Raw genomic sequence first — 12,523 nt, 5'->3', positions numbered from 1 at the left:
TATTTAAAAGAAAGCTTTCTAAGAGAGAATTATGTCGATCAGTTCTGCTATTAAATCTATTCAAGACATTATGCGTAAAGATGCCGGCGTTGATGGCGATGCCCAGCGTTTAGGCCAGCTTTCATGGATGCTATTTCTCAAAGTGTTCGATGCTCAGGAAGAAGAGCTAGAGATGGAAATGGATAACTACCGTTTTCCTATTCCTGAAAAATACCTATGGCGTAACTGGGCGGCGGATGATCAGGGGATCACCGGTGATGAACTGCTCGATTTTGTTAATGATGACCTGTTTGGTGATCTGAAAAACCTTGCCGCGCCAGTGGATCTGAACCCACGGGGTTTTGTGGTGAAAGAGGCGTTTAGCGATGCCTTTAACTACATGAAAAACGGCACCCTGCTGCGCCAAGTGATCAACAAGCTTAACGAGATCGATTTTACCGATTCCAGCGAACGTCATCTATTCGGCGATATTTACGAACAGATTCTGCGTGATCTGCAAAGCGCTGGTAACGCCGGTGAGTTCTATACCCCCCGCGCCGTCACCCGTTTTATGGTCAACCGTATCGACCCTAAGCTGGGGGAAAGTATTATGGACCCGGCCTGTGGCACCGGTGGATTTTTAGCCTGCGCCTTCGATCATGTGAAAGAGCGGTACGTCCATACCGCCGCCGACCACCAAACCCTGCAACAACAGATTCACGGGGTGGAGAAAAAGCAGCTGCCCCATCTGCTGTGTACCACCAATATGCTACTGCATGGCATCGAGGTGCCGGTGCAAGTGAGACACGGCAACACCCTCAATAAACCGCTCTCTAGCTGGGATGAAGCGATCGATGTGATCGTCACCAACCCACCTTTTGGTGGCACAGAAGAGGATGGTATCGAGAAAAACTTCCCCGCCGAACTGCAAACCCGCGAAACCGCCGATCTGTTTTTACAGTTGATTATCGAGGTCTTGGCAGGCGGGGAAAATGGCCAAGGCGGACGCGCAGCGGTAGTACTGCCCGACGGCACCCTGTTTGGCGAAGGGGTGAAAACCAAGATCAAAAAACTACTCACCGAAGAGTGTAATCTGCACACCATTGTGCGTCTGCCTAACGGTGTGTTTAACCCCTATACCGGTATCAAAACCAATATCCTGTTCTTTACCAAGGGCCAGCCCACTCAAGATATCTGGTTCTATGAACACCCGTACCCAGAAGGCGTAAAGAACTACAACAAAACCAAACCGATGCGTTTTGAAGAGTTCCAGACCGAGATCGACTGGTGGGGCGATGAGGCCGATGGTTTTGCTGCACGGGTCGAAAACGAACAGGCGTGGAAGGTGAGTATCGACGAGGTGATCGCCCGCAACTTTAACCTCGATATTAAAAACCCCCATGTCGGTGAACAGATTATTCACGACCCTGACCAACTGCTGACCGATTTCACCACACAGCAACAAGCGATCGGCGAACTGCGTAATCAGCTTAAAGCGATTCTGGCTGATGCCCTTGGTAAGGGGGCGTGAGCATGAGCAGTATCATTACCGACAATATTGATATCTGGACCTCGGCCATTAAAACCCGCTCCTCAGTGGGGCGGGGCAGCAGTAAAAAGCTCGATCTATATGGCATCAAGAAACTGCGGGAGTTGATTCTGGAATTGGCGGTGCGCGGCAAGCTGGTGCCGCAAGATCCCAACGATGAACCTGCCTCGGTATTACTGGAACGGATTGCCGCTGAAAAAGCGCAGTTGGTAAAAGAGAAAAAGATAAAGAAGCCTAAGGCATTGCCGGAGATTGGTGAGGATGAAAAGCCGTTTACACTTCCAGTTGGATGGGAATGGGCGAGACTTGGTGCCGTCGGGTATACCCAAACGGGTGGAACACCTAAGAAGAATCACTCTGAATATTTTGGAGTCGATATTCCGTTTATAAAACCTGCGGACATTCAAGTAAGTGGTATTAAGTACGATAATGAAGGACTTTCTCATGCAGGAGAGACCGCTTTAGGTCGGACTGCTCCTGAGGGCTCCATTCTGATGGTATGTATAGGTACTATCGGTAAATGCTATTATATCGATAGACCTTGTACCTTTAATCAGCAAATTAACTCAATAACCCCTTTCGTTGATATTACGGCATTCCTATTCAATACATTATCTGCAAATTACTTTCAGAGAGCCGCTTGGGCGCTTTCTTCTAGTACTACGATTGCAATTATTAATAAAGGTAAATGGGAATCTCTACCTGTTCCGTTAGCTCCTCTATCCGAACAACACCGTATCGTGGCGAAAGTCGATGAGCTAATGGCGCTATGCGATCAACTGGAACAGCAAACGGAAACCAGTATCGAGGCCCACGCCACGCTGGTGGAAACCCTACTAGCAACCCTGACCAACAGCGCCGATGCCGCGGAGCTGGAACAGAACTGGACTCGCCTTGCAGGCCACTTCGACACCCTGTTCACCACCGAACAGAGCATCGACCAGCTGAAACAAACCGTCCTGCAACTGGCGGTGATGGGTAAACTCGTCCCCCAAGACCCCAACGACGAACCCGCCGCCGTGCTGCTGGAAAAAATCGCCGCCGAAAAAGCGCAGTTGATCAAAGATAAAAAGATAAAAAAACAGAAACCACTGCCGCCGATTGGTGAGGATGAGAAGCCGTTTCCGCTGCCGGAAGGGTGGGAGTGGGTGCGTTTCTCATTATTATCGAATGAGGTGGCTACTGGCCCATTTGGTTCCATGATAAATAAAAGAGAATATATAGATGGAGGTGTGCCTTTAATAAATCCATCTCATATGGTTGATTCAAAAATATATGAAGATTCATCTATCTCTGTGACTAAAGAAAAAGCCCAAGAACTTGATTCATATAAAATTAAGAAAGGGGATATTGTTATGGCAAGGCGTGGCGAAATGGGGCGGTGCGCATTAGTAACTGAACGTGAACATCTCTGGTTATGTGGAACTGGTAGTTTTGTTTTACGGTTTAGTGAGACTATTTCTAGACCTTACATACTTCTCCTTTTTAGAACTTCATGGATTAAGGAATATTTGGGAGGTAAATCAATTGGTACGACGATGGTAAATTTGAATCATGGTATCTTGAATAAAATGCCGTTGTTATTACCTCCGGTTGCTGAACAACACCGTATCGTCGCCAAAGTCGATCAACTGATGGCCCTTTGTGACCAACTGAAAACCCGCCTACAGCAAGCCCAGCAAACCCAATTGCATCTGGCCGATGCGCTAGTGGATAGTGCGATAGAGGCATAGCCATAGCATACGGGCCGCCTTGGCTCAGTTATCACGAACAGTGACAGTCGCTGAAAGGTCGAGGGTTTGTTGTGACTGTCGATGAGCGTGCTTTGGTTTATCGGTAACGAATGACCGTTTAAGTGGTTATGGGTGCTCTTTTGTAGGGGCGAGTGGATTGATTCTATTGCCCCTGTAAACGATCTTGCTTCTGTTTTGCGATATGGCTGTCGGATACGGTTTTCACCTGTTCGTCAGGCTTTACACGCCGATACAACTTTGATGTTATTTAACATCGGTAACGATGTTGAAAAACACTCTACATGTGTACACATGTAGAGTGTTAATTGATCACGGTGAAGGGCTGTCACGTAGATAAGAAATTAAAAAACAATGTTCGCCATGGTCATAGAAAAGACAGCACGTCACTTTCTGTCACCATCTTTAGAATGATTGATTTTCGATGCTGTATTTGACTGTTCTCTGCTGAGTAGGTCGCACGCTATTTCAGGCTTTCTATAGGGCACCATGAGCTTCGAATGTCTTGGGTGTTTGACCTGAAACTTGGCTAGTTCTGAATAGAAAAAGTGCCCGCTATATTTGGTGGCTATCGTCTGTCATATCCGTTGGGTGTGAAAAAGGTATTTAATGTCGGATAGCGGTTGTTGGCGTCGGTGATGGCGAGTCTGAATAACGATATTTTATCGAAGTAAGAACTGAGCGCTCTACTTGAAAAACTACACAGAAGAGGGTGTTTTCATGGCTTATTTTTCATGCAAACTCTACATGGATTTTTCTGTAGACATAAAAAAACCGAGGGCTAAGTCAGCACTCGGTTATCTATTTAGTAGTTTTGAATCAATGAGTTAAGTGGTACCAGTGGCCGGACTCGAACCGGCACGCTTTTAAGGGCGGGGGATTTTGAATCCCCTATGTCTACCAATTCCATCACACTGGCGCAGACACTTAAACTCTACATGGCTCTACATGCCATTTTTAACGCTTGAACTTAACAATTTACTATAAAAATCAAATTGTTGCAGCAGTTTTTTTGCTAGAGGGGTTGAATTTTGAATCCCCTATGTCTACCAATTCCATCACACTGGCCCAAACGTGGAGCGTATTATACGTCTCGTTTTGATTTGGTCAATGAGATTCATGAAATTTATTTAAAATCATTTATCTCATGACCATTTTACTAACGCTCTACGAAGGCGCGTTCGATGACGTAATGGCCACTCTTCCCGTTACGGGCTTCGGTAAAGCCCATGCTATCGAGGATATTGGTGGTGTCTTTGATCATGCTAGGGCTACCGCAGATCATAAAACGATCATCATCCGTATTGAGGTCCGGTAGGCCAAGATCCTTCGTCAGCTTGCCTGTGGCGATCAGATCGGTCAGTCGTCCCTGATTACGGAAGCGCTCTCGGGTGACGGTCGGGTAATACAGCAGTTTGTCGCTGATCATATCGCCAAAGTATTCGTTGCTCGGCAGATGGTCTTGGATCACATCGGCGTAGGCTAGCTCTGACAGTTCACGCACACCATGGGTGAGGATGACCTGATCGTATTGCTCGTAAATTTCCGGATCTTTAATGATGCTCATAAAGGGTGCAAGGCCGGTACCGGTGCTGATCAGATAAAGATGCTTACCTGGTAACAGGTTATCGTTGATCAGCGTGCCAGTGGGTTTGCGACTGATCAGAATCTGATCGCCGACTTGAATGCGTTGTAATTTGGAAGTGAGCGGACCGTCTTGTACCTTAATACTGAAGAATTCGAGTGTATCTTCATGGTTGGCACTGGCGATACTGTAGGCACGCATGAGTGGGCGACCTTCGTGCTCTAGGCCAATCATGGTGAAGTGGCCGTTTTTAAAACGAAAACCGGGATCTCGGCTAGTGGTAAAGCTGAACAGGGTATCGTTCCAGTGATGTACGCTGAGAACTTCTTCGCGACCGATGTTTGACATGGAACTACCTCATATAGGTGAGTTGATAGTGATTGATGCTTAATTTGTGTAAGTAAGTTATAAAAATCTAGTTACTTATCTCTTAAGTGCATATTAGGCCGATCTGCTATATTGTTAAAGACGCTTATTGTGATAATACTTATCGGAAAAACTGGTTATGAAATATACCTTACGGCAATTAGAGGTGTTTATGGCGGTGGCGCATTTCGACAACATCTCCCGTGCTGCGGAGAGCTTGTCGATGTCACAGTCGGCGGCGAGCGGTGCGCTGCGTGATCTAGAGTCACAATTCGATATTCAGTTGTTTGATCGTATTGGTAAGCGGTTGAAAATTAATGAATTGGGGCGGCTGCTTAGGCCGCGCGCAGAGGCTTTGTTAGAGCAGGCGCGAAGTTTACAACAGGATATGACGCAGCATGAGGCGGTTGGGCAGCTGAAAATCGGTGCCACCATGACCATCGGTAATTATTTAGCGGTGGGTTTGATGGCCCGGTACCTCAATGAACAGCCCAGGGCAAAGTTGGATCTGCAGGTCGCTAATACGTCAGTGATTGCTGCTCGGTTGGTGAACTTTGAGCTGGATATCGGTCTCGTGGAAGGCGAGGTGCAGCATCCTGATCTAGAAGTGACCCCTTGGTTGACCGATCGGCTAGAGGTGTTCTGTGCTCCGGATCATCCTCTCGCGAGTAAGCATCAGCTGAGTGATACGGATTTGTTGGCCGCTCGCTGGGTGCTGCGGGAGCAGGGTTCAGGCACCCGTCAGGCATTTGATTGGGCGTTGCATGGGTTGTTGCCTAATCTCAATGTGCTGTTAGAGTTGGAACACGTTGAGGGTATTAAACAGGCGGTGACGCAGGGGTTAGGGATCGGCTGTTTATCCCGTATCGCCCTGCAGGAATCCTTTGAGCTGGGCACATTAGTCCCTTTGCGTGTGGCGGGGCGTGATTTTAGTCGCCAGTTATATTTAGTGATTAACCGGCATAAGTATCGCAGCGCGGGTATCGAACGCTGGATCGAGTTGTGTCATCAAGCCTAATGGTCGTTTAACGGGCCTGCTGATGGAGCGGCGTTTATCTCTACGACAACAAGTGGTTGGGGCGGTTATCGTCGGTTTTACAAATTTCTTACAAAATCGATAATTTCATCTGACTTTTCCACATCTGCCTGAGCGTAGAGTGAATACAGCGGTGGCTTTGTTCCACTAGACTCTCAATTCAGGAAGGTGATCATGAAAACTCAATCCGACAAACCGATGCTAAGACGCACAGTACGAACAATAGGCTTTGTGTTGCTGAGCCTGCTGCCCGGGCTAAGCCAGGCGAATCAGGTGAATCTCAATATTAATTTGGCGACGCCCGTGATGGAGGCCGATCAACGTCACCGTGCGTTTATTAAGGTGTCACTGGAAGGTTTTAAGCAGCAAGATCAGCAGGCGCGGATACCGGCGAATGTTGCGATTGTGTTGGATAAGTCAGGTTCCATGGGCGGGGATAAAATTCAGTATGCCCGTGAAGCCGCCATTATGGCGATTAAACGTCTCGATGAACGGGATATCGTCTCGGTGGTTAGTTACGATTCTCGGGTGCAGGTGGTGGTGCCAGCGACACAGGTACGTGATCAGCAGAGTATTTATCATGCGATTCGTGATGTTCATGCGAGTGGTAATACCGCCCTGTTTGCCGGTGTCAGTAAAGGTGCCCATGAGCTACGTAAATTTCTTAGCCGTAATAAAGTCAACCGAGTGATTTTACTCTCCGATGGGCTGGCGAATGTTGGCCCACAGTCGGCTTCTGAATTGGGCGAGCTGGGGGCTTCCTTGGCGAAAGAGGGGATCAGTGTCACCACCATTGGCCTAGGGCTGGGATATAACGAAGATTTAATGACCCGCCTCGCTGGCTTTAGTGATGGTAACCATGCCTTTGTTGAAAATGCGGCAGATCTGGCGTCGGTGTTTCAATATGAGTTTGGTGATGTGCTGTCGGTTGTCGCGCAGGGGGTCAATATTGAGATCCACTGTAAAAACGGTGTCACGCCTATCCGCTTGCTTGGTCGCGAAAGTGAGATTATGGGTAATCGGGTCACGACCCGCTTGAATCAGTTATATAGCGAGCAGGAGAAATTCGTTATTCTTGAGGTTGAAGTGCCTAAGCAGGCGGCTGAAACAGAGCTGGAATTAGTGTCGGTGAAGGTGGCTTATGACAACCTGTTTACTCAACATCAAGAGCAGTTAACGGGGCAGAGTATGGCTCGTTTTAGTGGTTCTGCCCAAGAGGTCGAAGCGGCTCGGGATGATAAGGCGCTGGAAGCGGCGGTGGAACAGGTCGCTAATGAATACAGCCGAGATGCCATTGAAGCACGGGATAGCGGTGATCTAGCAGGGGCGAAGAAGATTCTCCAAGATAGCGCCTCCTATTTAGGGTCACAGGCTGAATCTTTGAGTTCTCCCCGTTTGCAAGAGCAACAAGAGGAAGCCCTGCAGGATGCGGACGAACTTGAAACGAATCAGGATTGGAATAAACAGCGTAAAGAGCTGAAAGCACGGCAGTATAAACGTGCCACTCAACAAACCTATTGATGCGTGCCAACCTATAGCGCTGGGTGAATCTTCGGGTTTGCCCAAGCTACACCGGAAGAGCCTGTGAAAAGACGAACACCTGTATTGCTTGCTGTGATTATTACGCTGCCGTTGCTGCTGCTGGCTTGGTTCGGGGTGCGCTTGCAGTTAGATCAACAACAGGTGGTCGCCCATCAATTGAATAATTTGGTGACGAGCCGGCTGCAGAACATTGATGAGCAGTTTCAGGAGCACTTTTTTCTACTGCAACAGCGTTTTATTCGTCAGGCCGAGGCGTTGCAGCAGGATACAGCAGGGCAGTATAGCGTTGGGCCGGTGCGCCGCTTTATCGATCAGTCGGCGGTGATTAAGCAGATGTTTGTTTTATCGGCGACGGGCGAGCGTCGCTTTCCCCCTATCGATCAGCCGTTAAACCAGCAAGAGCAAGATTTTGTTGAGTTAACCCGAAAGCTGTTGCGTGAGCCTGAACGCTTTACCATGCCGGTGCTAGACCCGGTTGGGCAGACAGCAGCCCCGAGCGAGGTTAAGGTGGGCCGTGACGAGTTGCAGAGTGCGCAGCTGAGTGATTCGGTGGCACAAAAATCCCGTTACAGTGCCGATGCGGCTGTGCAAACCCTCGCGAATGCAGCGCCCCGCTTGCCTGATCAACCCCATGGATGGATAGCTTGGTATGCCGAGGCGGGTTTGCAACAGATCTTCTGGTGGCAGGATAGTGAGGGTAATACCGTCGGGTTTGCCTTGAACTCGGCGCGGTTGTTATCGGATCTCATCAATCTGCTGCCATCCAGTGCGGTTGCCAATGCAGAGGCACCATTATTCAGTGATGTTGATACCGATAGTGACATTCAGCTGGTGAATGATCGGGGTGAAGTGGCTTATCGCTGGGGTGGGCAGTCGCTAGATAGTGCACAAAAACCGTTACAAACGTTGCCACTGAGTCACCCCTTGGCGAGCTGGCATCTGGCCTATTATGCCGCCGAGTTACCCGCTGCGATTACCGGTTGGTTGGGGCTGATTGTTTTATTAGTGTTACTGGCCGCAGGTTTGTCGAGTCTAGCTTATCTGTTGTACCGCGAGCATAACCGCGAACTGCGTATCGCCGAACAACGGGTCAACTTCGTTAATCAGGTCTCCCATGAGCTGAAAACGCCGTTGACCAATGTGCGTTTATATACCGAGATGCTAGAACAGGAACTGCCCGATGACGAGCCGGTGGCACAGCGCTATTTGGGCGTGATCAGCAGTGAGGCGGGGCGACTGTCGCGTTTGATCGAAAATGTACTGAGTTTTTCGCGCGCTAAACGTGAAGGAGTGAGTGTTCGCTATCATCAGGGCGTCATTGATTCAGTGATTGAACAGGTGGTGGCGTTGTTCACGCCGGTGCTCAGTGCGCGGCACCTCAGCATTCGATTTAACGGGCAGGCGACCCAGTTGTGCCAGTTTGACAGTGAGGCTTTAGAACAGATTCTTAACAACCTGCTGAGCAACTGTGAGAAATATGCCGCTGAAGGGCGCTTTGTTGATATCAATAGTTGGCAGGCGGAACAGCCGGATGGTTTGTGCAGCTACATCCGTGTGACTGATTTTGGCCCAGGGGTGTCGGTAGAGGATGCGCAGAAGTTATTTGAGCCATTCTATCGGGGTAGCGACAAACTGACGGAAGGGGTGAGTGGTACGGGAATTGGCTTGGGCTTGGCGCGGGATTTGGCCCGAGCGCATCGCGGGGATTTAGTCCTAGAGCCGCGTACGACAACGCCACTTACCGAGGGGGTTAGTTTTTTACTGACCTTAGCCACGCCAGTGAATGGCCCCGAGAATAATTAGGCCATATCGATGATAAGACGGAAAACCGAATGAAATTATTAATTGCCGAAGATGATCTGCATATCCGTCAGGGGCTGGCGACTTTACTGGAAGCTGAAGGCTATGACTGTATCGAAGCGGCCGATGGTGAGCAGGCCTGGCAGTTATACCAGCAGCATCAGCCTGATCTGGTGCTATTGGATATTATGATGCCAAAACAGGATGGTTATGCGGTGTGTCGCCGTATTCGCCAGCACAACGAACGGTTGCCGGTGATCTTTATTACGGCTAAATCGGAAGAGATAGATCAGGTGCTCGGGCTTGAGTTAGGCGCGGATGATTACATTAAAAAGCCCTTCGGTAGCCGAGAAGTGATTGCTCGGATTCGCGCGGTGACGCGACGGGCGCAGCGTCCGCTGGTTGAACTGGCGGAGCCGGATAGCTTTGTCATGGCTGATCTTGAGATCAGACCCTCGGAGTTTCGTGCGTTGCGGGATGGTCAGGTGATTGAGTTAAGTTTAAGAGACCTGAAAATATTGCATTTGCTGTTCGAACAGCAGGGCAAAGTGGTGGGTCGTGATGCGCTGTTTAATCACTGTTGGGGGCGGGATTATTTTGCTAACAGTCGTACGCTGGATCAGCATATTTCTAAGTTACGTAAGGCGATCGAGTTGGATGCTAAGTCGCCGCGCATTATCACCACGGTGCATGGCGTAGGCTATCGTTTTGATGGCGTGTACTGATTGGGTCTGAGTTGAGAAAAGAAGCAAGGGGCTAAGAGGGCACTTGGTGCGCCCTCTTAGGTTATGTCTACTTGCTTTCGTGTTGCGCTTCACGCAGTTGCTGCTTGAGTTCGCGTCGTTTGCTGCTGGTGTCGTTAGCGTCGGCACCGATATGCGCTTCGCCCCGCTGCTCGGCCAGTTGCATCTGTTTCTGCCGTTCAATGAAGCGTTGACGCTGCTCATCGCTGAGGCTGTCATAGCAGTTCGGGCAGCTGATACCCGGTTGATACTGTTCGCTTTGCATCTGCTCTTCGGTGAGTGGCAAGCGACAAGCGTGGCACTGATCATAGCTGCCTTTTTCGAGCTGGTGGTTGACGGTCACGCGGTTATCAAACACAAAGCATTCGCCTTCCCACATGGATTGTTCCTGTGGAACCTCTTCTAGGTATTTAAGAATACCGCCTTCCAAGTGGTAGACCTCATCGAAGCCTTGCTCTTTCAGGTAAGCGGTGGATTTTTCACAGCGGATACCACCGGTGCAAAACATCGCGACCTTCTTGTTTTTTTGCGGATCTAGCTGCTCTTTAACGTAGTCAGGGAACTCGCGGAAGGTATTGGTGTTGGGGTTGATTGCGCCTTTAAAGGTACCCACCTGCACTTCATAGTCATTACGGGTATCCACCAGAGTGACTTCAGGGTCAGAGATTAGCGCATTCCACTCTTCCGGCTTCACGTAGGTGCCAACGATCCGTTTAGGGTCGATGCCCTCGACGCCCATGGTGACGATCTCTTTTTTCAGTTTAACCTTGGTGCGATGAAAGGGGTTGCTGTCGTCGATGGATTCTTTATAGCCGATATCGGCTAGCCGTGGATCATTCTGCAACCAGCTCAGCAGGGCATCGATGCCCGCGCGGCTACCAGCCACGGTGCCGTTAATGCCTTCCCGCGCCAGCAGCAGCGTGCCGCGCACATCGTTGTTTAACATGACGTTATGCAGCGGCTCACGCAGCGCTTCAAAATCTTCTAATACGACAAACTTATACATCGCGCAGACTATGGTCTGTGACATGGTATCTCCTCAGCCAATCGGATCGTAAGTCCGGAGCCTATGGTTAATAAAGGGTTAATAAATGGCTGATATAATTAAAAGGGTTAAAAAGATCAGGGCGGCATTATACGCGCATCTAAGCACTATTAAGACGGATAAAAAGTAGGGCTTTTAGATGTGCTGCGGCGTAAGTCAATTAGGCGTTTTGTAACTTGTTGATTAAAAAGAAGGTTAAGGCGTGAGTTGACGACTATGCAAGCCAGTCTTACGCTCGGAGATTTTTACTTCCTTTTTCTGAGCCATAGTAATGTCGAATTAACGCTTTGATTTAACAGGATGTGGCTATTATGCTTGAAGTACGTTTATGGCAGGGATGCAGCCTCGATAGGCACTATAACTCGTTGTTATGTGCCTTAGCGGCAAAAGCAATACTGCTTTGTAAAGATGACACAGGGAAAGAATATAATGAATATATTTAAAATGTTATTAAGCATCACCTTGCTTATTCCCACTTTAGTATTTGCCCAAGGCGGGAATGATCCTGTTGAAGGGATTGATATAATCATTAAAGAAGCAGGTGTATCAGGAAAAGTAGAATTAAATGAGACTCAGTTAAAAAGAGTCAGTGCGCTAAAAGACGAAGCCCGCTCATATTACCTTTCTGAAGTAATTCCTCCGATGCTGAACAAAGCCATGGGCGGAAAATACAATGAAAAAGAACTACAGAACATCCTGCTTAAACAGTTGCTCGCTAACCGATGTAACCCCTGTAAAGTTTTTGAAACTTTTTCGTACAAAGCTCAAGATTCACGAACAAAAGAGACTTATTCCGTCACGTTTAATCTACATACTCAAGTTGATATTTCAAAACCGCAGCGTAAGGTGGCTGAAGTGAGTGCTTCACGCGAACTTAAAGTGAAAGCCGTTCCCGATGCAATAAAATCTAAATAGGTCATTTCATAACACATTGCTGCAGTGGAAAATACTGGTCCGCGCTCGTATTTTCCGTTTTCACGTTTATTTACGGGGCCAAGGTGCCATCTGCTGTGAGTGAACGGCATGGTTAAGTAGCTAATTGGTTGTTTGGTAAGGTAATACCGTGCCTTCTAGTCTTTATGCGCTTTCTCTCGGCGCGTCGAACCGTGAGAGACGTATGTTCCCAC

Annotated in this window: 9 protein-coding genes and 1 tRNA gene; 7 read left to right on the top strand and 3 right to left on the bottom strand. The window is 48.6% G+C overall.

Annotated features, from left to right (window positions below):
* The first annotated feature begins 31 nt into the window (after nt 1-31).
* Entirely contained in the window at nt 32-1,510 is a 1,479-nt protein-coding gene (locus tag EH243_RS06275) for a type I restriction-modification system subunit M (RefSeq protein WP_126157786.1), read from the top strand.
* A 2-nt stretch (nt 1,511-1,512) separates the two neighbouring features.
* Nucleotides 1,513-3,261 (top strand): restriction endonuclease subunit S, encoded by a 1,749-nt coding sequence (locus tag EH243_RS06270; protein ID WP_206441533.1) that lies wholly within the window; start codon nt 1,513-1,515, stop codon nt 3,259-3,261.
* Nucleotides 3,262-4,111: 850 nt separating this feature from the next.
* On the opposite strand, the gene EH243_RS06265 is transcribed toward EH243_RS06270, so the two are convergent.
* Nucleotides 4,112-4,198 (bottom strand) — tRNA-Leu (locus EH243_RS06265).
* A gap of 240 nt (nt 4,199-4,438) precedes the next feature.
* Nucleotides 4,439-5,212: a ferredoxin--NADP reductase gene (locus EH243_RS06260; protein ID WP_126157784.1), complete on the bottom strand. Its 774-nt coding sequence runs from the start codon at nt 5,210-5,212 to the stop codon at nt 4,439-4,441.
* A gap of 157 nt (nt 5,213-5,369) precedes the next feature.
* Here EH243_RS06260 and EH243_RS06255 point away from each other — a divergent pair, with 157 nt between their 5' ends.
* The 4 genes from EH243_RS06255 to EH243_RS06240 all read left to right on the top strand — a co-directional run bounded on the left by EH243_RS06255 (nt 5,370) and on the right by EH243_RS06240 (nt 10,333).
* Nucleotides 5,370-6,248, top strand: coding sequence for a LysR family transcriptional regulator (locus EH243_RS06255; RefSeq protein ID WP_126157783.1), 879 nt, complete (start codon nt 5,370-5,372; stop codon nt 6,246-6,248).
* Nucleotides 6,249-6,440: 192 nt separating this feature from the next.
* On the top strand, nt 6,441-7,787 hold the full coding sequence (locus EH243_RS06250; protein WP_126157782.1) for a vWA domain-containing protein: 1,347 nt from the start codon (nt 6,441-6,443) through the stop codon (nt 7,785-7,787).
* A gap of 63 nt (nt 7,788-7,850) precedes the next feature.
* The gene (locus EH243_RS06245; protein WP_126157781.1) at nt 7,851-9,611 is read left to right on the top strand and encodes a sensor histidine kinase; all 1,761 of its coding nucleotides are present in this window, start codon (nt 7,851-7,853) and stop codon (nt 9,609-9,611) included.
* 29 nt (nt 9,612-9,640) lie between these two features.
* Nucleotides 9,641-10,333, top strand: coding sequence for a response regulator transcription factor (locus tag EH243_RS06240; protein WP_126157780.1), 693 nt, complete (start codon nt 9,641-9,643; stop codon nt 10,331-10,333).
* A gap of 67 nt (nt 10,334-10,400) precedes the next feature.
* Here the strand turns inward: EH243_RS06240 and trhO are convergent, their stop codons facing one another.
* Nucleotides 10,401-11,381: an oxygen-dependent tRNA uridine(34) hydroxylase TrhO gene (gene trhO / locus EH243_RS06235; RefSeq protein ID WP_126157779.1), complete on the bottom strand. Its 981-nt coding sequence runs from the start codon at nt 11,379-11,381 to the stop codon at nt 10,401-10,403.
* Between the two features lie 444 nt (nt 11,382-11,825).
* Between trhO and EH243_RS06230 the strand changes: the two genes are divergently transcribed.
* The gene (locus EH243_RS06230; protein WP_126157778.1) at nt 11,826-12,311 is read left to right on the top strand and encodes a hypothetical protein; all 486 of its coding nucleotides are present in this window, start codon (nt 11,826-11,828) and stop codon (nt 12,309-12,311) included.
* Nucleotides 12,312-12,523 lie beyond the last annotated feature (212 nt).

The organism is Amphritea opalescens (assembly GCF_003957515.1).
Taxonomy (GTDB): domain Bacteria; phylum Pseudomonadota; class Gammaproteobacteria; order Pseudomonadales; family Balneatricaceae; genus Amphritea; species Amphritea opalescens.
The sequence above is the reverse complement of the archived record's forward strand: the minus strand, read 5'-3'. Positions and strand labels throughout refer to the sequence as shown.